General features: G+C 74.4%; 14 protein-coding genes and 1 pseudogene. 11 read left to right on the top strand and 4 right to left on the bottom strand.

The window, feature by feature from the left end; translation table 11 throughout:
- Window positions 1-140: 140 nt before the first annotated feature.
- The 3 genes and pseudogenes from ACIQ87_RS25035 to ACIQ87_RS25025 form a co-directional block, all read left to right on the top strand.
- The gene (locus tag ACIQ87_RS25035) at window positions 141-1,034 is read left to right on the top strand and encodes a biotin--[acetyl-CoA-carboxylase] ligase (protein ID WP_402410254.1); all 894 of its coding nucleotides are present in this window, start codon (window positions 141-143) and stop codon (window positions 1,032-1,034) included.
- 173 nt (window positions 1,035-1,207) lie between these two features.
- A complete protein-coding gene (locus ACIQ87_RS25030; RefSeq protein ID WP_402410253.1) occupies window positions 1,208-2,332 on the top strand; it encodes an adenylate/guanylate cyclase domain-containing protein in 1,125 nt (374 codons plus the stop codon).
- A gap of 383 nt (window positions 2,333-2,715) precedes the next feature.
- A pseudogene (locus tag ACIQ87_RS25025) lies at window positions 2,716-3,873 on the top strand (diguanylate cyclase domain-containing protein); the annotation flags it as partial.
- 1,051 nt (window positions 3,874-4,924) lie between these two features.
- Here the strand turns inward: ACIQ87_RS25025 and ACIQ87_RS25020 are convergent.
- Window positions 4,925-5,545, bottom strand: a complete 621-nt coding sequence (locus tag ACIQ87_RS25020; protein WP_402410251.1) for a TetR/AcrR family transcriptional regulator — start codon at window positions 5,543-5,545, stop codon at window positions 4,925-4,927.
- 124 nt (window positions 5,546-5,669) lie between these two features.
- On the opposite strand from ACIQ87_RS25020, the gene ACIQ87_RS25015 reads away from it, so the two are divergent.
- Window positions 5,670-6,836 carry a macrolide family glycosyltransferase gene (locus ACIQ87_RS25015; protein ID WP_402410351.1) on the top strand — a complete coding sequence of 389 codons (1,167 nt, stop codon included), beginning with the start codon at window positions 5,670-5,672 and terminating at the stop codon, window positions 6,834-6,836.
- A gap of 109 nt (window positions 6,837-6,945) precedes the next feature.
- Window positions 6,946-8,523, top strand: coding sequence for a histidine ammonia-lyase (gene hutH, locus ACIQ87_RS25010; RefSeq protein WP_402410249.1), 1,578 nt, complete (start codon window positions 6,946-6,948; stop codon window positions 8,521-8,523).
- Window positions 8,524-8,554: 31 nt separating this feature from the next.
- Here the strand turns inward: hutH and ACIQ87_RS25005 are convergent, their stop codons facing one another.
- Complete coding sequence (locus tag ACIQ87_RS25005; protein ID WP_402410248.1) at window positions 8,555-8,989, bottom strand: hypothetical protein; 435 nt, start codon at window positions 8,987-8,989, stop codon at window positions 8,555-8,557.
- Window positions 8,990-9,240: 251 nt separating this feature from the next.
- Here ACIQ87_RS25005 and ACIQ87_RS25000 point away from each other — a divergent pair, with 251 nt between their 5' ends.
- From ACIQ87_RS25000 to hutI, 6 genes are all read left to right on the top strand, one after another.
- Window positions 9,241-10,110 carry a MurR/RpiR family transcriptional regulator gene (locus ACIQ87_RS25000; protein WP_402410246.1) on the top strand — a complete coding sequence of 290 codons (870 nt, stop codon included), beginning with the start codon at window positions 9,241-9,243 and terminating at the stop codon, window positions 10,108-10,110.
- 62 nt (window positions 10,111-10,172) lie between these two features.
- Window positions 10,173-10,487 (top strand): hypothetical protein, encoded by a 315-nt coding sequence (locus tag ACIQ87_RS24995; protein WP_402410244.1) that lies wholly within the window; start codon window positions 10,173-10,175, stop codon window positions 10,485-10,487.
- Between the two features lie 186 nt (window positions 10,488-10,673).
- On the top strand, window positions 10,674-12,347 hold the full coding sequence (gene hutU / locus ACIQ87_RS24990; protein ID WP_402410349.1) for a urocanate hydratase: 1,674 nt from the start codon (window positions 10,674-10,676) through the stop codon (window positions 12,345-12,347).
- A 17-nt stretch (window positions 12,348-12,364) separates the two neighbouring features.
- Complete coding sequence (locus ACIQ87_RS24985; protein ID WP_402410347.1) at window positions 12,365-13,546, top strand: allantoate amidohydrolase; 1,182 nt, start codon at window positions 12,365-12,367, stop codon at window positions 13,544-13,546.
- The gene (locus ACIQ87_RS24980; RefSeq protein ID WP_402410345.1) at window positions 13,543-14,895 is read left to right on the top strand and encodes a formimidoylglutamate deiminase; all 1,353 of its coding nucleotides are present in this window, start codon (window positions 13,543-13,545) and stop codon (window positions 14,893-14,895) included. Before ACIQ87_RS24985 ends, ACIQ87_RS24980 begins: the two co-directional genes overlap by 4 nt.
- 37 nt (window positions 14,896-14,932) lie before the next feature.
- Complete coding sequence (hutI, locus tag ACIQ87_RS24975; RefSeq protein ID WP_402410242.1) at window positions 14,933-16,117, top strand: imidazolonepropionase; 1,185 nt, start codon at window positions 14,933-14,935, stop codon at window positions 16,115-16,117.
- 47 nt (window positions 16,118-16,164) lie between these two features.
- Here hutI and ACIQ87_RS24970 read toward each other — a convergent pair whose 3' ends face one another.
- Entirely contained in the window at window positions 16,165-18,192 is a 2,028-nt protein-coding gene (locus ACIQ87_RS24970; RefSeq protein ID WP_402410240.1) for a prolyl oligopeptidase family serine peptidase, read from the bottom strand.
- Between the two features lie 147 nt (window positions 18,193-18,339).
- Window positions 18,340-19,863: a peptide MFS transporter gene (locus tag ACIQ87_RS24965; RefSeq protein WP_402410239.1), complete on the bottom strand. Its 1,524-nt coding sequence runs from the start codon at window positions 19,861-19,863 to the stop codon at window positions 18,340-18,342.
- Window positions 19,864-20,071: the final 208 nt, after the last annotated feature.

The raw sequence follows: 20,071 nt of genomic DNA, 5'->3' as shown, positions 1-20,071 counted from the left end.
GAACTACCGCTGGGTAGCGTAGCCAGCGCGGAGGGCGATACGTCATGTCCTGGCGTTATGGCCATCAACACAGTGTGTCCCCGCCCGTTCTGCGGGACGATGGGGCGGCCTGCGTCCCGTACCCGATCTAGGGTTTCCCCATGACCGATCGCGAGACCCCCCGCCGTAGCGGGCTGCGCGGCTTCGGCCACGCCGGACCGTCGCCCTGGACCGACCTGGACCGTCCGCCGCTGGACGAGGAGGCGCTGCGCCACGACCTGCTCGTCCCGGGCGGCCTGTGGACCTCCCTGGACGTCGTCCCCGAGACCGGTTCCACCAACAGCGACCTCGCCGCCCGGGCCGCGGCCGGCGCCGGGCAGGGCGCGGTGCTGGTGGCCGAGGCGCAGAGCGCCGCCCGCGGCCGGCTGGACCGGCGGTGGACGGCCCCGCCCCGCTCCGGGCTGTTCCTGTCCGTGCTGCTGCGCCCCGAGGAGGTGCCGGTCGAGCGGTACGGCTGGCTGCCGATCCTGGTCGGGGTGGCCGCGGCCAGCACGCTGGGCCGGATCGCCGGGGTCGAGGTCGGGCTGAAGTGGCCCAACGACCTCCAGGTGGAGATCGACGGCGCGGAGCGCAAGCTCGGCGGCATCCTCACCGAGCTGGCCGGCGGCGCGGTGGTGGTCGGCATGGGCCTCAACGTCTCGCTGCGCGAGCCGGAGCTGCCCGTCCCCACCGCCGCCTCGCTCGCGCTGGCCGGCGCCTCGACCACCGACCGGGGCACCCTGCTGCGCGCCCTGCTGCGCGAGTTCGCCGAGCTCTACCGGGACTGGACGGCCGCCGCGGGCGACCCGCACGCCAGCGACCTGCTGCGCGCCTACGTGGACCGCTGCAGCACGCTCGGCCGCCAGGTGAAGGTGCACCTGCCGGGCGACCGCGAGCTGGTCGGCGAGGCGGTGGCGGTGGACGGCGACGGCCGGCTGGTGGTCCGTACGCCCGACGGCGTACGCCGGGCGGTCGGCGCGGGCGACGTGGTCCACGTGCGCCCCGAGCCCCGCTGAACGGCAGTCTTCACCTCCCCTTGACCCGGGCTGATGCCCCGGATCCGACGATTCCGTGCGAACATTCCACCTGGCAGCGGTGTGAGGCGCGCCACTGTCCGCCCGGGTGGCGGACGGCGCGCCCGGACACGTAGGACACGAGGCGAGTGCGGCGAGCGCACGGGGACGGACCGGTGGCAGAGGACGGCAGCAGCGGCGCGACGGCGGGCAGCAACGACCCCACGGTCGCGCTCGAACTGGAACGCCTGATCCTGGACGCGCCGCGCCGCTACACCCCGTACCAGGCGGCGCGTGCCGCCGACGTCCCGATGGAGCTGGCCACCCGGTTCTGGCGCGCCATGGGCTTCCCCGACATCGGCCAGTCCAGGGCGCTCACCGACGGCGACGTGATCGCGCTGCGGCGCCTGGCCGGCCTGGTGGAGTCCGGGCTGCTCAGCGAGTCGATGGCGATCCAGGTGGCCCGGTCCACCGGCCAGACCACGGCCCGGCTGGCCGGCTGGCAGATGGACACCTTCCTGGAGAACCTCACCCAGTCCGTCGAGCCCGGGCTGACCCGTGCCGACGTGGCGTACCCGCTGGTCGAGCTGCTGCTGCCGGAGCTGGAGCAGTTCCTGGTGTACGTCTGGCGGCGCCAGCTGGCGGCGGTCACCGGCCGGGTGGTGCAGGCCGCCGAGGACAACGAGATCACCAGCGGGCGGCTCGCCGTCGGCTTCGCCGACCTGGTCGGCTTCACCCGGCTGTCCCGGCGGCTGGAGGAGGAGGAGCTCGGCGAGCTGGTCGAGACCTTCGAGAACACCTGTTCGGACCTGATCGCGGGCCAGGGCGGCCGGGTGATCAAGACCCTCGGCGACGAGATCCTCTACGTCTCCGAGGACCCGACGACCGCCGCCGAGATCGCGCTGAGCCTGATCGAGGCGCTGGCCGGGAACGACATCATCCCGCCGCTGCGGGTCGGCATGGCCTTCGGCACGGTCACCTCGCGGATGGGCGACGTCTTCGGCACGACCGTCAACCTGGCCAGCCGGCTCACCTCGATCGCACCCAAGGACGCGGTGCTGATCGACGGCGAGTTCGCCGCCGCGCTGGAGCAGAACGGCAGCGTCGCCCCGGCCGACTCGGAGGGGCCCGGCCTGGCCGAGGCGCTGTCGGCCGCGGCCGGGATGCCCGCCTCCGGGCTGCCGATGCCGGCCCCGGACGCCGGGGCCCGCTTCCATCTGCAGCCGATGTGGCGGCGGCCGGTGCGGGGGCTCGGACTGGTTGAGCCGTGGCTGCTCACCCGGCGGCTGAAGGCCGAGTAGCGGCCCGTCGGTGGGGAAGGCGTGGGGGTGGAGGAAGCCGCCCGCGATGCGGTCGTTCGCGGGTGCGCCTCCCCGTGGTGGGTTCGGTCCTCGGGCTGCCGTACGGGTGGGGCCTGGGCGGCGGGCGGCCTGACAGCGCCGTGGTCCGTCCGGGCAAACAGGGCATAACCGAACGAAACCGCCATAGTCTTGGTGCAAGTGGCCGGTCGGGTGCGGCCGGCCGACGGGGGTCTGGCAGGACCGAGCACAGGGAGCGAGGCGAGCCGGTGAGCAGTGAGGCGACCATGACGGACCGCGACCGCGACTGCGATTGCGGCGGGCCGCGGCACCCCGAGCCGCTGCCCGACCTGAGGCTGCAGTCCGTGGTCGAGCTGGCCCAGGACATGGCCGCCGCGCTCACCCCGCTGGAGGCCGTCCGGGCCGCCGCCGCCCGTGCCACCGAGGCGCTCGGCGCCACCATGGCCGCCGTCTCGGTCTGGGACCGCGAGTCCGGCCGGCTGCGGGTCCTGGTCAACCACGGCGAGCTCGCCCCGGGCGAGGAGGAGCTGCCCGAGGACGAGTCGTACCCGGTCGCCGACTTCCCCGAGATCGTCACGTACCTGGAGGAGCGCTGGACCACCGGGCGGCTGCCGCGCGCCTGGCTGCAGAGCGCCGAGAACAGCGAGCCGCGCCCCGGGCACGCGCACCCGACCGCCGGCGCGTACTGCCAGGAGCGCGCGGCGGCGCTGCGCCGCCGCGGGCGGGCCTGCTGCGTGGTCGCGCCGATCGTGCTGCACGGCCAGGCCTGGGGTGAGCTGTACCTCGCCCGGTCCGCCGGGATGCCCGAGTTCACCGAGGCCGACGCCGACTACGCGACGCTGCTCGCCGCCCAGGTCTCGGCCGGGCTGGCACAGACCGAGCGCCTCGCCGACCTGCGCCGGCTCGCCTTCTCCGACCCGCTCACCGGCCTGGCCAACCGGCGGGCCGTCGACGCCCGGCTGGAGGGCGCGCTGGAGGCGCACAACCGGGACGGCACCGTGGTCTCGCTGGTGGTCTGCGACGTCAACGGGCTGAAGCGGGTCAACGACCAGCTCGGCCACGAGATGGGCGACCGGCTGCTGGAACGGTTCGCCCACCAGCTGTCGCTGGCCGCCGCCAAGCTCCCCGGCAGCCTCGCCGCGCGGCTCGGCGGCGACGAGTTCTGCCTGCTGGTGGAGGGTCAGAAGGCCGACGAGGTGGTCGCCGTCGCCGAGGAGCTGTGCGCCCGGGCGCTCGCGCTCGCCGAGGGCGAGGGCGTGGCCTGCGGCGTCGCCTCCACCGGGGACTCGATCGGGCCCGTCACCACCCCCGACCGGCTGTTCCGGCTCGCCGACGCCGCCCAGTACCGGGCCAAGGCCGCCCGGGCCGCCCACCCCGTGGTCGCCGGGCGCAGCCACGGCCCCGGCTTCTCGCCCGACCCCACGGTGCTGCTCGCCGACGCCGCCGATCCGCACCACCGGGCGGACGGGCGGCGCGCGCCGGGCGGCCGGGCCGGCGCGGGCGACCGGCGGCGGTTCCGCGGCGCCGCCCGCAGCGCCGACCCGGGGCAGTTGCTCACCGCGGTGCTCGCCTCCCTCGACCAGGCCGCGCTGACCCGGGCCGTCCACCCGGCGGACACCCTCGGCAAGCTGGTCGTGGTCGCCGAGGCCTCCGCCCGGCTGCTGGACGCCGTCGGCTGGTGGGTCTCGTACGTCCCGCCCGGCTCCCACCTGATGCGCACCTCCCAGCACGCCGTCTACCGGATGACCAGCGGTCCCAGCAGCGTCCGCGCCGAGACCCAGCGGGCCCAGATCGAGGCCCCCGACGCGGTCTTCGACCTCCGGCACTACCCGATGACCCGCCGGGCCGTGCGCGGCGGCGCCTTCGCTCTGCGGGCGGGCGCGGCCGGCAACGATCCGGCGGAGGAGGCGATGCTGGTCGTCTCCGGTTACCGGGGCATGGTCGCGGCCGGCGGCCAGAACCCGGCGGGCGGCTGGCTGGTGGAGCTCTTCGCCGACGACGCCACCCTGCCGCTGGGACAGGCCGCCTGCGCCGTGCGCGCCCTGGTCTCGGTCGCCCTGTCGGGCCCGGCCTCGCCACCGGTGGTGTGAGGCGGGCGTTCCGCCCGGGCCCGTCGTGGTTGGTCGGCCGGTGGCCCCGGCCGGTGTCCGGCCGCGGCCGTGTGCGGATTCGGTGACGGGGGTGTCCCGCGCGGGTCGCGGTTGACGCCCGGGGGTGCCCGGGGGCGGGCGGGGTGGTGGAGGGTGGGGCGACGGTTTCCGGAGGACGGGGGTTCGGCCGTGGGCGGACGGTGGGCGGGTGCGGCGGTGGCCGGGGTGCTGGTGCTCGGGGGCGCGGCGGCGGGGGCCGGCCCGGCGTCGGCGGTGCCGGCGGTGCGGACGGTGCCCGAGCGGGCGCCTCAGCCGCGGGCCTCCGAGGGGGCGCACCGGATCACGGAGTCCACGCTGTCCGCGTCGAGGTCGAGGAAGCGCACGGCGCGGCACCGCTCCCACCGCGGGTTCGGCGGGCTGTACGCCTGGTTCGGCGTCGTCCTGCCGCTCTGTGTGCCGGCCGTGGTGTCGGTGGTGTTCTGGTTCAGGCGTCGGAACCGGCCCCGTTCGCAGGCGGGTTGAGGGCCCGTAGGGCGGCGTCGACCAGGCGGTCGGCGTGCTCGTGGGTGAGCGGGCCGAGCCGGTACTGCCAGCGGTAGTAGATCGGGCCGTAGACGAGTTCGACGGCCAGGTCGAGGTCGGCGTCGGCGGCGATCTGGCCGGCCTCGCGGGCGCTGCGCAGGCGGTCGCGGGTGACCTCCAGCAGGGGGTCCAGCAGGCGGGTGCGGTACTCGGTGTGCAGCGCCGGGTCGTTGAGGATCTCGGCGACGATCGCCCGGTAGGTGCGGTCGGTGCCCGGGTCGCGGAGCTCGTCGCTGGTGGGGCGCAGGACGGCGCGGAGGTCGGCGGCGAGGTCGCCGGTGTCGGGGAGGGCGAGGCCGCCGTCGTGCTCGCCGGCGGCGAGGAAGGCGTCGAAGACGACGGCGCCCTTCGAGGGCCACCACCGGTAGATGGTCTGCTTGCCGACGCCGGCCCGGGCGGCGATCGCCTCGATGGTCAGCTTGCCGTAGCCGACTTCGGCGACGAGTTCGGTGGCGGCGGTGAGGACGGCGGCGCGGGCGCGCTCGCTGCGGCGGGCGGGGTCGGGGGCGGTTCTGGAAGCCATGGGGAAAAGTCTATGCGGAATGACGAGACGAGACGTATTGTCTTCTCAAGACATAGCGAGACGGCACGTCTCGTCTCATTCGCTATCCCCGGAGGTGCCCGTGAACCGCCCCGCACACATCCTGATGGTCTCCGTACCGGCCCACGGGCACGTCAACCCGAGCCTCGCCGTGATCGCCGAGCTGGTCGCCCGGGGCCACCGGGTCAGCTACCTCAACGACCCCTCCTTCCGCGAGACCGTCGAGTCCACCGGAGCCACCCTCGTCCCGTACCCGACGAAGCTGCCGCTCACCGACGACCCCGGCGGCTGGCCGGCGGACCCGGTGGCGATCCAGGACGTCTTCCTGGACGACACGCTGGCGGCGTGGTCCGTCCTGCTGGAGGCCCTTGAGGACGACCGCCCCGACCTGGTGCTCTACGACATCGCGGGCTTCGCCGGCCGGGCGCTCGGCGAGCGGCTGGGGGTGCCGGTGGTGCAGCTGTCGTCCACCTTCGTCGGCTGGGAGGGCGCCGAGGAGGACATGGCCGAGGTCTTCGAGGCGATCCGCACCGGCCCCGGCGGCCCCGAGCACCACCGCAGGTTCGCCGACTGGCTGGCCGAGGCCGGCGCGGTGCAGCGCGACGTGGAGGCCTTCAAGGGCCGTCCGGAGCGGGCGATCGCGCTCGTCCCGCGCGCCCTGCAGCCCAACGCCGACCGGGTCGACGAACAGCGGATCAGCTTCGTCGGGCCCTGCTTCGGTGACCGGGCCCACCAGGGGCGGTGGCAGCGGCCGGCCGGCGCGGAGAAGGTGCTGCTGGTCTCGCTGGGCTCGGCGTTCACCCACCAGCCGGCGTTCTACCGCGCCTGCGTCCAGGCCTTCGGCGACCTGCCGGGCTGGCACACGGTGCTGCAGATCGGCGCGCACACCGACCCGGCCGAGCTCGGTGAGGTGCCGGATACCGTCGAGGTGCACCGGTGGGTGCCGCAGCTGTCCGTGCTCTCCCAGGCGGACGCCTTCGTCACCCACGCGGGCATGGGCGGATCCAGCGAGGGGCTGTTCCACGCGGTGCCGATGATCGCGGTGCCGCAGGCCGTCGACCAGTTCACCAACGCGGACGCGCTGGTGGGCCTCGGTGTCGCCCGCCGGCTGGACACCGGGCAGGCCACCCCGGAGGCGCTGCGCGCGGCGCTGCTGGAACTGGTCGGCGACCCGGCGGTGGCCGAGCGGCTGCGGGAGCTGTCCGCCGCCGGGCGGGCCGAGGGCGGCACTGCCCGGGCGGTCGACCTGATCGAGGCGGAACTCGTGAAGTGAGCGGTGGCGGGGGCCGTGGCGTGCGATGCCGGTCCGGAGGGCGGAGAATCCGGATGACGGGCACCTGTTGTCATATCTTCATTCACCTGATGTGATGGTGTATATGGATATGCACAGTGCTGTGGCCCCCGACGCTCCGCTGGTCCTGGTCGGCAAGGCCGACGTCAGCGCCGAGGACGTCCTGTCCGTCGCCCGGGGCAACGCCCGGGTCGAGATCGGTTCCGACGCGCAGGCCGAGATGGCGGCCGCCCGTGCGCGGATCGACGCCCTCGCGGCCGAGCCGCGTCCCGTCTACGGCGTGTCGACCGGCTTCGGCGCGCTCGCCGTGCGCCACATCAGCCCCGAGCTGCGCGCCCAGCTGCAGCGGTCGCTGGTGCGCTCGCACGCCGCCGGCATGGGGCCCGCGGTCGAGCGCGAGGTGGTCCGCGCGCTGATGTTCCTGCGGATGAAGACGCTGGCCTCCGGCCGCACCGGCGTCCGGCCGCTGGTCGCGCAGACCATGGCCGCCCTGCTCAACGCGGGCATCACCCCGGTGGTGCGGGAGTTCGGCTCGCTCGGCTGCTCCGGCGACCTCGCGCCGCTGTCGCACTGCGCACTGGTCCTGATGGGCGAAGGCACCGCCACCGGCCCGGACGGCGTGGAGAAGCCCGCCGCCGAACTGCTCGCCGCCGCCGGGATAGCGCCGGTCGAGCTGCTGGAGAAGGAGGGCCTCGCCCTCATCAACGGCACCGACGGCATGCTCGGCATGCTGGTGATGGCCATCGCCGACCTCCAGCGGCTGTTCACCACCGCCGACATCACCGCGGCGATGAGCCTGGAGGCGCTGCTCGGCACCGACAAGGTGCTCGCCCCCGAACTGCACGCCCCGATCCGCCCGCACCCGGGCCAGGCGCTCAGCGCCGCCAACATGCTCGCCGTCCTCAAGGGCTCCGGTCTCACCGGCCACCACCAGGACGACGCCCCGCGCGTCCAGGACGCCTACTCGATCCGCTGCGCCCCGCAGGTCGCCGGCGCCGGCCGGGACACCCTGGCGCACGCCCGGCTGGTCGCCGACCGCGAACTGGCCGCCTCGGTCGACAACCCGGTGGTGCTGCCGGACGGCCGGGTGGAGTCCAACGGCAACTTCCACGGCGCCCCGGTCGCGTACGTGCTGGACTTCCTCGCCATCGCCGCCGCCGACCTCGGCTCGATCTCCGAGCGGCGCACCGACCGGCTGCTCGACAAGGCCCGCTCGCACGGCCTGCCGGCCTTCCTGGCCGACGACCCGGGCGTGGACTCCGGCCTGATGATCGCCCAGTACACCCAGGCGGCGCTGGTCAGCGAGAACAAGCGGCTCGCCGTCCCGGCCTCGGTCGACTCGATCCCCTCCTCCGCGATGCAGGAGGACCACGTGTCGATGGGCTGGTCGGCCGCGCGCAAGCTGCGCCAGGCCGTGGCCAACCTCGGCCGCATCCTGGCCGTCGAACTCACCGCGTCCGCCCGCGCGCTGGAGATCCGCCGGCAGGCCGACGGGGTCGCCGAGCTCGCCCCGGCCACCGCGGCCGCGCTGGCCGCCGCCCGGGAGGCGGGGGTCGGCGGCGCCGGCCGCGACCGCTTCCTCTCGCCGGACCTGGAGGCGGCCGCCGAGCTGGTCGCCTCCGGCGGGCTGGTGCGGGCGGTCGAGCGGGTCACCGGCCCGCTGGCCTGAGTCGGTGCCGCCGCCGCGGGGTGACCGGGCTTCAGTCCCAGTCGCCCCGCGGGCGGCGGTCCCGCTCGTCCCGGTGGTCGCGGCGGTTGCCCAGCGCGGCCGCGAAGTTGACCCCGACGATGCCCGCCCAGCAGGCCAGCAGGCCGGCGAAGCCACCGGTCTCGGGGCTGCCGGCGATCGCGGTCAGCGGGATGCCGAGGGCGAGCGAGACCACCGCCAGCCGGGTGCCGGCCCGGCCGGAGGCCGACGGGCGGTCGCGGTCCCGGCGCCCGCCCCGGCCCCGGTGGGACGGCTCGTAGTCGTCCATCCGCTCGGCCACCGACCGGTCGACCCGGGCGTCCAGCCGGGCGTCGAGCCGCTTCACGAAGGAGTCGACGAGTGCGTCCTCGTACTCCTTGCCGAGCTCCTTGCGGGCCTGGAGGGTGGCGTCGAGGTCGCGCCGCAGTTCGTCCTGACGAGTGTCCATGGAGCAAGCGTGGGGCCGCCGGGACGTCCGGTCCATCCGTTCGCGGGAGGAATCCGGGCGGGCTCAGGGACAAATCAGGGTCGCCCCAAGGGTTTCCCCGAACCCGGCGGGGCCGCCGGACCGCCGCGGCCCCCGAACCGGCCGAACCGGGACGTCTCACCGGACGTCCCGCCGTACGAGACGTCTTTGCCAGCCGCGGCCCGCTCCTGCACAGTCGTCGTCCGAACCGCTCGCACCCGGAGGTACCGCTGATGACCGCCACCGACGAGACCGGCAGCGTCGGACCCTCCGCCCGGCTGCTCCAGCTGTTCGAAGGGCACCGGCTGACGCCGACCCAGCGCCGGATCGCCCACTCGCTGGTGCGGCACGCCACCGAGGCGCCGTTCCTGTCCAGCGTGGAGGTCGCCGAACTCGCGGGCGTCAGCCAGCCGTCCGTCACCCGCTTCGCGGTCGCGCTCGGGTACGACGGTTACCCCGCGCTGCGCAAGCGACTGCGCGAACTCGGCGGCGGCGACCAGGGCGCGCCGGAGAGCCCGGACGACGTGGTGCGCAACGAGCACCAGCAGGCCGTGCTCGCCGAGATCGCCCACCTGCGCCACCTCGCCGAACTCCTCGCCGATCCGGAGCCGATCACCCGGGCCGCCCGGCTGCTCGCCGCCTCCCGCCCGCTGCCGGTGCTCGGGCTGCGGGCCGCCTCGGCGCAGGCGCGCGGCTTCGCCTACTTCGCGGCCAAGGTGCACCCGGACATCCGGCTGCTCGACGAGGGCGGCAGCATGCTCGCCGACCGGCTGGAACAGGCCCGGGCGGCCGGGGCCAGCGCGCTGCTCTGCTTCGCGCTGCCGCGCTACCCGCGGGAGCTGATGGACGCGCTGACGGTCGCCCGCGAGTGCGGGCTGACGGTGCTCACCGTGGCCGACAGCGCCTTCGCGCCGGTCGCCAAGCTGTCGGACCTGATGCTGCCGGCCGCCGTCGGCACCGGGCTGGTCTTCGACACCGCGTGCGCGCCGATGATGCTCGGCCGGGTGCTGCTGCAGTCCATGTGCGACGAACTCCCGGGCGCCGAAGCCAGGTTGGAGGCGATCGAGCAGTCAGCGGCGGCGCGCGGGCTGTTCCTGGAGTAGTGGCGGGGCGGGGGAGTAGCCGTCACGAACCCGGGCATCCCCTCCTGCAGGGGGTGTCACCCATGCGCGTGATCCACGAGATGAAGTTCGTCGCCCGCCTGTCCTCCGGCGCCGACGAGTGGTCCTGCCCCACCTGCGGCCGCCGCGTCACCCTGCGGCGCCTGCCCGACCCCGAACTGACCGTCCTCGACCCGGGCGACGAGTCGGCCGTCCACGTCGGCGTCATCGAACCCGACGCCCGCGCCGCCGCCGAGAAGTACGGCCTCGGCCCCGTCCAGAACATCCCCCGCCCGCCGACCCCGCCCGCCCCGGACGCCGACGACCGCCGCTGGCTCGCCGAGATCGGCATCGACTGGGACGGCGGCGCGGCGGCCTGAGGGGTGTCCGTCCCGGCCCGCTCCGGCCGTCGGGCGGGCGCTCCGGCGTGCCTGGGGGCCGGTTCCGGCCATGGCTGTTCCGATGGATTCCAGGTCTGGCCGAGGGCTGAATGTTTGGATATATTCAGCCGAACCAAGCTTGAATGAATTCATCCGCAGAGAGGCCGGGACATGGTGCAGCAGCAGGTGAGCGGGCCGCGTGAGGTGCGCGCGGCGCGAGGGACGGGGCTGACGGCGCAGGGGTGGCAGCAGGAGGCGGCCCTGCGGATGCTGATGAACAACCTCGATCCGGAGGTGGCCGAGCACCCGTCCAAGCTGGTGGTGTACGGCGGCACGGGCAAGGCGGCGCGGGACTGGCGGTCCTTCGACGCCATGGTGAAGACGCTGCAGGGGCTGAAGCAGGACGAGACCATGCTGGTCCAGTCCGGCCGCCCGGTCGGCGTGATGCAGACCCACGAGTGGGCGCCCCGGGTGCTGATCGCCAACTCCAACCTGGTCGGCGACTGGGCCAACTGGGAGGAGTTCCGCCGGCTGGAGAGCCTCGGGCTCACCATGTACGGGCAGATGACCGCCGGCTCGTGGATCTACATCGGCACCCAGGGCATCCTCCAGGGCACCTACGAGACCTTCGCCGCCGTCGCCAACAAGCGGTACAACGGCTCGCTGGAGGGCACCATCACCCTCACCGCCGGCCTCGGCGGGATGGGCGGCGCCCAGCCGCTGGCCGTCACCATGAACGGCGGCGTGGCGATCTGCATCGACTGCGACCCGTCCCGGATCTCCCGCCGGATCGAGCACCGCTACCTGGACGTCGAGGCCAAGGACCTCTCCCACGCGCTGGAGCTCGCCACCGCGGCCCGCGACAGGAAGCAGCCGCTCTCCATCGGCGTGCTGGGCAACGCCGCCGAGCTGGTCCCGCAGCTGCTCGCGATGGACGCGCCGATCGACATCGTCACCGACCAGACCAGCGCCCACGACCCGCTCGCCTACCTGCCGGTCGGCGTGGCCTTCGAGGACATGGCGGACTACGCCGCCGCCAAGCCCGCCGAGTTCACCCAGCGGGCGCGCGAGTCGATGGCCCGGCACGTCGAGGCGATGGTCGGCTTCCTGGACCGCGGCGCCGAGGTCTTCGACTACGGCAACTCGATCCGCGGCGAGGCCCAACTGGCCGGCTACGACCGCGCCTTCGCCTTCCCCGGCTTCGTCCCGGCGTACATCCGCCCGCTGTTCTGCGAGGGCAAGGGCCCGTTCCGCTGGGCGGCGCTGTCCGGCGACCCGCAGGACATCCACAAGACCGACAAGGCCGTCCTCGACCTCTTCCCGGAGAACGAGTCGCTGGCCCGCTGGATCAAGATGGCCCAGGAGAAGGTGCACTTCCAGGGCCTGCCGGCGCGCATCTGCTGGCTCGGCTACGGCGAGCGCGACAAGGCCGGCGAGCGCTTCAACGACATGGTCGCGGCCGGCGAGCTGTCCGCCCCGATCGTCATCGGACGCGACCACCTGGACTGCGGCTCGGTCGCCTCCCCGTACCGGGAGACCGAGGCGATGCTGGACGGCTCCGACGCGATTGCCGACTGGCCGCTGCTCAACGCCATGGTCAACGTGGCCTCCGGCGCCTCCTGGGTCTCCATCCACCACGGCGGCGGCGTCGGCATCGGCCGCTCGATCCACGCCGGTCAGGTCACCGTCGCCGACGGCACGGCCCTCGCCGGGGAGAAGATCCGCCGGGTGCTCACCAACGACCCGGGCATGGGCGTCATCCGGCACGTGGACGCCGGCTACGACCGGGCCGCCGAGGTCGCCGCCGAGCGCGGTGTCCACATCCCCATGAACCAGCACAGCCCCATGGGCGAGCTGTGACATCCGGGTTCGAGGAGATGTGGGCGGAGCTGCTCCCCGTGGGCCGCTCCGCCTCCTCCGGCGGCTACCGCCGCTTCGCCTGGAACTCCGCCGACGCCGAGTGCCGCGCCTGGTTCGAGGAGCAGGCCCGCGGTCGCGGCCTCGCGTACGAGCTGGACCGCAACGGCAACCAGTGGGCCTGGCTGGGCGACCCGAACGGGCAGGGGGCGGTCGTCACCGGCTCGCACCTGGACTCCGTCCCGGACGGCGGCGCCTTCGACGGCCCGCTCGGCGTGGTCTCCTCCTTCGCCGCCCTGGACGAACTGCGTTCCCGCGGCGCCGAGTTCACCAAGCCCCTGGCGATCGTCAACTTCGGCGACGAGGAGGGCGCCCGGTTCGGCGTGGCCTGCATCGGCTCCCGGCTGACCGCCGGCGTCCTCAGCCGCGAGCAGGCGTACGGGCTGCGCGACGCCGACGGCGTCCGGCTGCCCGACGCGATGGAGAAGGCCGGCTACGACCCGACCGCGATCGGCGCGGACGACGACCGGCTGGCCCGGATCGGCGCCTTCGTCGAACTCCACGTCGAGCAGGGCCGCTTCCTCGCCGAGGGGCAGCCGGTCGGCGTGGCCGGCGCGATCTGGCCGCACGGCCGCTGGCGGTTCGACTTCCACGGCGAGGCCAACCACGCCGGCACCACCCGGATCGAGGACCGCCACGACCCGATGCTGACCTACGCCAACACGGTGCTCGCCGCCCGCAAGAAGGCCCGGCTGGCGGGCGCGCTGGCCACCTTCGGCAAGGTCGCCGTCGAGCCCAACGGCACCAACGCGATCGCCTCGCTGGTGCGCGGCTGGCTGGACTCCAGGGCGGCCGACGAGCGCACCCTCACGGCGCTGGTCGCCGAGATCGAGCAGGCCGCCGCCGAGCGCGGCGAGCGCGACGGCGTCCGGGTCGAGCTGACCCGCGAGTCCTACACCCCGGTGGTGGACTTCGACGGGCCGCTGCGCGACCGGCTGGCCGAGCTGCTGGACGCCCCGGTGCTGCCCACCGGCGCGGGGCACGACGCCGGCATCCTGGCCTCCGCCGTCCCGACCGCCATGCTGTTCGTGCGCAACCCCACCGGCGTCTCGCACTCCCCGGCCGAGGACGCCGAGCGGGACGACTGCCTGGCCGGGGTCGCCGCGCTCGCCGACGTACTGGAGGACCTGGCGTGTCAGTGACCACGACGACGTACTGGGCGCAGTACGCCTGGCTGCCACACGACAACGGGCCGGTGGTCGAGCAGGACGTGCTGATCACCACCGGCCCCGGCGGGACGATCGCCGCCGTCACCCCGGGCAGCGGCCCCTGCCCGCCCGGCGCCGTCCGGCTCGACGGGCTGCTGCTGCCCGGCCAGGCCAACGCCCACTCGCACGCCTTCCACCGGGCGCTGCGCGGGCACGTCCAGGTCGGCTCCGGCACCTTCTGGACCTGGCGCGACACCATGTACCGGTTCGCCGACGCGCTGGACCCGGACCGCTACCTGGAACTCGCCACCGCCGTCTACGCCGAGATGGCGCTGGCCGGCATCACCGCCGTCGGCGAGTTCCACTACCTGCACCACGCGCCCGGCGGCGTCCGGTACTCCGATCCGAACGCGATGGGCGAGGCGCTGATCGAGGCCGCCGCCCGGGCCGGCATCCGGATCACCCTGCTGGACACCTGCTACCTCTCCTCCGGCTTCGGCGCCGAGCCGACCGAGCCGCAGCAGCGGTTCAGCGACGGCGACGCGCAGGCCTGGGCGGCCCGGGCGGACGCGCTCAAGCCGCGCGAGCACGCCCGGATCGGCGCCGCCATCCACTCGGTGCGGGCCGTCCCGGCCGAGCAGCTGGGCACCGTCGCGCACTGGGCGGCGACGCGCGGGGCGCCGCTGCACGTCCACCTGTCCGAGCAGACCGCCGAGAACGACGCCTGCCTGGCCGCGCACGGCGTCACCCCGACCCGGCTGCTCGCCGACCACGGCGCGCTCGGCCCGCGCACCTCGGCCGTGCACGCCACCCACCTGACCGACGAGGACGTCCGGCTGCTCACCGAGTCCTCCACCACGGTCTGCATGTGCCCCACCACCGAGCGGGACCTCGCGGACGGCATCGGCCCGGCCCGCCGGCTCGCCTCGGCGGGATCCCCGATCACCCTGGGCAGCGACAGCCACGCGGTGATCGACCCGTTCGAGGAGGCCCGCGCGCTGGAGCTGGACGAGCGGCTGCGCACCCGTACCCGCGGCCACTGGACGGCGAACGCGCTGCTGCGGGCCGGCACCGCGGACGGGCACGCCTCGCTCGGCTGGCCGGAGGCCGGACGGATCGAGGCCGGGGCGCTCGCCGACTTCACGGTGATCGCGCTGGACACCGTCCGGACGGCCGGACCGCCGCCCCGGCTCGGCGCCGAGATCGCGGTCTTCGCGGCCTCGGCGGCGGACGTGCGGCACGTGGTGGTCGGCGGCCGGCACGTCGTCCGGGACGGCGAGCACCTGCTGGTGGCCGACGTGCCGGGCGTGCTGCGCTCCGCGATCGGCGTGCTGGACCGCTGACCCAGAGATTCCCCCACTCCCCTCGGAAGGCCTCCCCTTGAACGCCAGGACCACCAGGACCACCTTGATCACGGGCATCGGCAGCCTGGTCACCAACGACCCCGGTCAGGGCACCGGGCCGCTCGGCCTGCTGACCGACGCGGCCGTGGTGGTCGACGGCGGCACCGTCGCCTGGGTCGGCCCGGCCGCCGACGCCCCGGCGGCGGACGAGCGCTTCGACGCCGGGGGCCGGGCCCTGCTGCCCGGCTTCGTCGACTCGCACGCCCACCTGGTGTTCGCCGGCGACCGCACCGCCGAGTTCAACGCCCGGATGTCCGGGCAGTCGTACACGGCGGGCGGCATCCGGACCACGGTGGCGGCCACCCGGGCGGCGAGCGACGCCGAACTGGACGCCAACCTGGCCCGGTTCGTCCGGGAGGCGGTGCGCCAGGGCACCACCACCATCGAGTGCAAGTCCGGCTACGGGCTGACGGTCGAGGACGAGGCGCGCGCCCTGCGGATCGCCGCCGCGCACACCCCGGAGACCACCTACCTGGGCGCCCACGTGGTCGCCCCCGAGTACGCCGAGGACCCGGCCGGGTACGTGGACCTGGTCACCGGCGAGATGCTGGACGCCTGTGCCCCGCACGCCCGTTGGGTGGACGTGTTCTGCGAGCAGGGCGCCTTCGACGGGGAGCAGGCCCGGGCGATCCTGACCGCCGGCGTCGAGCGCGGCCTCACCCCCCGGGTGCACGCCAACCAGCTCTCGTACGGGCCCGGCGTGCGGCTGGCCGTCGAGCTGGGGGCCGCCTCGGCGGACCACTGCACCCATCTGACGGACGAGGACGTGGCGGCGCTGGCCGGCTCGCGGACGGTGGCCACCCTGCTGCCGGGGGCGGAGTTCTCCACCCGGGCCGAGTACCCGAGCGGGCGCCGGCTGCTGGACGCGGGCGCGGTGGTGGCGCTGTCCACCGACTGCAACCCGGGCTCCAGCTTCACGAGTTCGATGGCGTTCTGCATCGCGGTCGCGGTCCGGGAGATGGGGATGACCCCGGACGAGGCGGTCTGGGCGGCCACCGCGGGCGGCGCCCGGGCGCTGCGGCGCACGGACGTCGGTGTGGTCGCGCCCGGCGCGCGGGCCGACCTGCTGCTGCTGGACGCGCCCTCGCACGTCCACCTGGCGTACCGGCCGGGCGTGCCGCTGACGGCGGCGGTCTGGCGGGCGGGCGTCCGCGAGGTCTGACGCCCCCGGCCGCGAAGGCCCGCCCCCGGCCGGGGGCGGGCCTTCGTTCATGCCAGGCCCAAGGAGCGCCGCAGGAAGTGCAGTTCGTGGGTCAGCAGGTGCTCCACCACCGCCTCGTCGGTGGGCCGGTGGCCGGTGGCGCGCAGCGGGAGGACCTCGTGCGGGCGGCCGGCGGCGAGCAGGGCGGCGGACAGCCGCAGGGTGTGGGCCGGGTGGACGTTGTCGTCGGCGAGCCCCTGGACCAGCAGCAGCGGGCGGCTGAGCTTCGGCGCCTCGGCGATCAGCGAGCCGCCGTCGTAGTGCTCGGGGTGCTCGTCGGGGTGGCCGAGGAAGCGCTCCTGCCAGTGGGTGTCGTAGAACCGCCAGTCGGTGGGGGCGGCCCCGGCGCTGGCGGCGTGGAAGACGTCCGGGCGACGCAGCACGGCGAGGGCGGCGAGGTAGCCGCCGTAGGACCAGCCGCGGATGCCGACCCGGTCGAGGTCGAGCAGCCCGGGCCGCAGCCGGTCGGCCGCCCGCAGGCCCTCGACCTGGTCGCCGAGGGCGGGCTCCGCCTTGTCGCCGTAGATCGTCTTGTCCCAGCGCGGCCCGCGTCCGGGGGTGCCGCGGCCGTCCACGACCAGCACCGCGAAGCCCTGGTCGGCGAACCACTGGGAGACCTGGTCCCACCAGAGGCCGCCGGTGGTGGCCTTCTGCAGGGCGGGCCCGCCGTACGGGTCGAGCAGCACGGGCAGCGGGCCGTCGCCGGGGCGGTGGCCGGCGGGCAGGAAGAGCGCGGCGCGCAGCTCGCGCGGGCCGAGCCGGAGCAGTTCGGGTGCCGCGGTACGGACCGGCGGCTCGGCGCGGGAGGCGAGCGGGAGCGCCGGGCGGCCCTCGCGCAGGACGGTGGAGCGGCCGCCGGGGTGGCCGGGGGAGCGGGTGGTGAGCACCAGCGTGCCGCCGCGCCGCACCCCGGTGTGCAGGCCGGGGCCGCTGCTCAGCCGCCGGGGGCCGGTGTCGGGACGGTACGTCCACAGGTGGGTCTCGGTGGGCTCGTCGGAGGCGGTGAACAGCACCTGCTCGCCGTCCGTGCCGAGTACGGCGCGCAGCTGGAGCCCGGGCGGGGTGACCGGCTCGCCGTCGACGGTCAGGTGCCGGGTGTCGCCCAGGTCGGCGGTGTCCACCAGGGCGCCGCCCGCGGTGCGGGCCGGCAGGCCGGGGAGCAGTTCGATCCAGTGCGCGTCCCGCCGTTCGGCGAGCACCCGGGTGGCGCCGTCCGCTCCGATCGCCAGGGTGCGGACGGTGCGCTGGTCGCGGCTCTGTACGGCGGCGTACGGGCCGTGGGCGTCCCAGCCGGCGGCGGTGAGGTACTCGAAGGCGGCGCGGTCCCAGCGGACCTCGGTGTCCGTGCCGTCGAGGCCGAGCAGCCGCAGCGAGACCTCGGCGTTGGCGGCGCCGGCCAGCGGGTAGCGGACGGCGCGCGGGGGGTGGTGCGGGTCGGAGGGGTCGGCGAGGAAGAGGCGGGTGAGCGGGCGGTCGTCGACCCGGGTGGCCAGCAGCGCGGTGCCGTCGGGGGACCACCAGTGGCCGCGGTCGCGGTACATCTCCGCGGCGGCGACGTACTCGGCGAGCCCGTAGGCGACGTCCTCGGCCTCCGGTTCGGCGAGCGGGCGGTCGTCCGTGCCGTCGACGCCGACCACCCGCAGGGCACCGCCGAGGACGTAGGCGATCCGGCGGCCGGTCGGGTCGAGCCGCGGGTCCCGCGGCGGGCCGGGGACGGGGACGGCGCGGACGGTGCCGACGGCGGTGTCGGCCAGCCACAGTGCGCCGGCCAGGGCGAAGGCGGCGAGCGTCCCGGTGGCGTCGGTGCCGTACGCGGCGATGCCCTCGTCGGCGCCGAGGGCGGCCGGGTCGGCGACCAGCCGTTCCGCGCCGGTGGCGGTGTCCAGGGCCCAGAGGCAGGCGAGCGGGTCGGTGCCGGTCCGGCCGCGCAGGAAGAGCACGGTGGTGCCGTCCGGCGAGGGCTCCGGCTGGACGGGGACGCCCAGGGTGAACCGCCGGGTGCGGGCCAGCTGACGGGGTAAGGAGGGGGTCGTCATGCCGGGCACCATAGCCACGGCCGCCGGGGCCCTGTCGAGCGTCCGACGTCCGAGCACCCGATGCCCGGGCCGGAAAAGACGACCGGGGCCGCCGTGGATCTCAGGAATCCACGGCGGCCCCGGAGTCGTGAGCCGGAGGCGGGTCGGTCAGTGCACGTCGCCCATGAGGGCCTGGACCCGCTTGCGGTACCCGAAGATGGCGATTCCGGCGAGGACCGCGAGCGACGCCTGCATCGCGATGATGCCGGTGCCGTCGAGGCTGATGCCGGCCAGCGAGAGCAGGCTGGTGGTGCAGTCACCGGCGGTGACGGCGAGGAACCAGACGCCCATCATCTGGGAGGCGTACTTCCGCGGCGCCATCTTGGTGGTGACCGAGAGGCCGACCGGGGAGAGGCACAGCTCGCCGATGGTCTGGATCAGGTAGATCGAGACCAGCCACATCGGGGAGACCATGGTGCCGTTGTCCGCCATGGTCATCGGGACGATGAAGATGAAGAACGAGGCGCCGACCAGGACCAGGCCGATCGAGAACTTCACGATCGTGTTCGGCTCCTTGTCGCGGCGGGAGAGCCACAGCCACAGCCAGGCGAACACCGGGGCGAGCGCCATCACGAACAGCGGGTTCAGCGACTGGTACCAGGTGGCCGAGAAGCCGAGGCCGAACAGGCTGTCCGCGGTCTTCTTGTCCGCGAACAGGGAGAGGGTCGAACCGCCCTGGTCGTAGATCATCCAGAAGATGGCGGCCGCGGCGAAGAACCAGATGTACGCGGACATCTTGGACTGCTCGCCGGCGGTCAGGTCCTTGTCGCGCTTGATCCGGGCCAGCACGGTGATCGGGATCAGCAGGCCGGCGACGGTGAGCGGGACGAGGGCCCAGTTCAGCGTGTAGACGCCCATCGCGACGATGGCGCCGTAGAACACGGCCGCGCCGACGACCGTGAGGCCGACCTTCTTCAGCAGGCTGTTGCGCTCCGCGGGCTTGAGCGGGTTGGGGACCTCGCTGCTGCGGGGAGACAGGTGGCGGCTGCCCAGCAGGAACTGCACCAGGCCGACGGCCATGCCGACGGCGGCCAGCCCGAAGCCCAGGTGCCAGTTGTACTCCTTGCCGATCGTTCCGATGATGAACGGGGCGACGAAGGCACCGAGGTTGATGCTCATGTAGAAGACGGTGAAGCCACCGTCGCGGCGCGGGTCCTCGGGGCCGTTGTAGAGCTGGCCGACCATCGTGGAGATGTTGGCCTTCAGGAGCCCGGAGCCGAGCGCGACCAGGAGCAGGCCGAAGAAGAACGCGGCCTGGCCGGGGATCGCCAGCGCGATGTGGCCGGACATGATCACGAACCCGGCGATGGCGACGGTCTTGCGGGCACCCCAGACCCGGTCACCGAACCAACCGCCGGGGTAGGCCATGAGGTAGACCATCGAGACGTAGACGGAGTAGACCGCCGTCGCCAGCGCCGCCGACTTGGCGAGGCCGCCGCCCTGGCTGCCCACGGCGGCGTCGGCGCCACCGGAGACCAGGTAGTAGATCAGCAGGGCGCGCATGCCGTAGTAGGAGAAGCGCTCCCACATCTCGGTCATGAACAGGGTGGCGAGACCTCGGGGGTGACCGAGGAAGGTCTTGCCGCTGGGAGATGCCGACGTCTTGTCGGCGTCCAGGGTCTTCGACGCCATGAGTAGTTGTTCCTTGCCTGACAGCGTCCGCCTAGGGGGGTGGCGGCGGACGTGGACGAAACCACTCTACGTGGCGACATTTGGCTTTATCAGATGACAAAAGCCTTGAATCAGGTGTGGGAATGGCCATGTTGGCAACAGATCTTCCCGATCTATCGATGGTAGATCGGCGCGTCTTCCTTCGGATTCAAGATGCAAGCGGGGATTC

This window comes from Kitasatospora sp. NPDC096204 (assembly GCF_044763205.1).
Lineage (GTDB): Bacteria > Actinomycetota > Actinomycetes > Streptomycetales > Streptomycetaceae > Kitasatospora.
Note: the sequence above shows the minus strand (reverse complement) of the source record. Positions and strands in the feature narration are given on the sequence as shown.

What these genes read in the sequence shown, in the direction of transcription:
- ACIQ87_RS25035 (WP_402410254.1), top strand. Translation starts at nt 141, where the DNA reads ATGACCGATCGCGAGACCCCCCGCCGTAGCGGGCTGCGCGGCTTCGGC.
- ACIQ87_RS25020 (WP_402410251.1), bottom strand. Translation starts at nt 5,545, where the DNA reads ATGGCTTCCAGAACCGCCCCCGACCCCGCCCGCCGCAGCGAGCGCGCC.
- ACIQ87_RS25015 (WP_402410351.1), top strand. Translation starts at nt 5,670, where the DNA reads ATGGTCTCCGTACCGGCCCACGGGCACGTCAACCCGAGCCTCGCCGTG.
- hutH (WP_402410249.1), top strand. Translation starts at nt 6,946, where the DNA reads ATGCACAGTGCTGTGGCCCCCGACGCTCCGCTGGTCCTGGTCGGCAAG.
- ACIQ87_RS25005 (WP_402410248.1), bottom strand. Translation starts at nt 8,989, where the DNA reads ATGGACACTCGTCAGGACGAACTGCGGCGCGACCTCGACGCCACCCTC.
- ACIQ87_RS25000 (WP_402410246.1), top strand. Translation starts at nt 9,241, where the DNA reads ATGACCGCCACCGACGAGACCGGCAGCGTCGGACCCTCCGCCCGGCTG.
- ACIQ87_RS24995 (WP_402410244.1), top strand. Translation starts at nt 10,173, where the DNA reads ATGCGCGTGATCCACGAGATGAAGTTCGTCGCCCGCCTGTCCTCCGGC.
- ACIQ87_RS24985 (WP_402410347.1), top strand. Translation starts at nt 12,365, where the DNA reads ATGTGGGCGGAGCTGCTCCCCGTGGGCCGCTCCGCCTCCTCCGGCGGC.
- ACIQ87_RS24970 (WP_402410240.1), bottom strand. Translation starts at nt 18,192, where the DNA reads ATGACGACCCCCTCCTTACCCCGTCAGCTGGCCCGCACCCGGCGGTTC.
- ACIQ87_RS24965 (WP_402410239.1), bottom strand. Translation starts at nt 19,863, where the DNA reads ATGGCGTCGAAGACCCTGGACGCCGACAAGACGTCGGCATCTCCCAGC.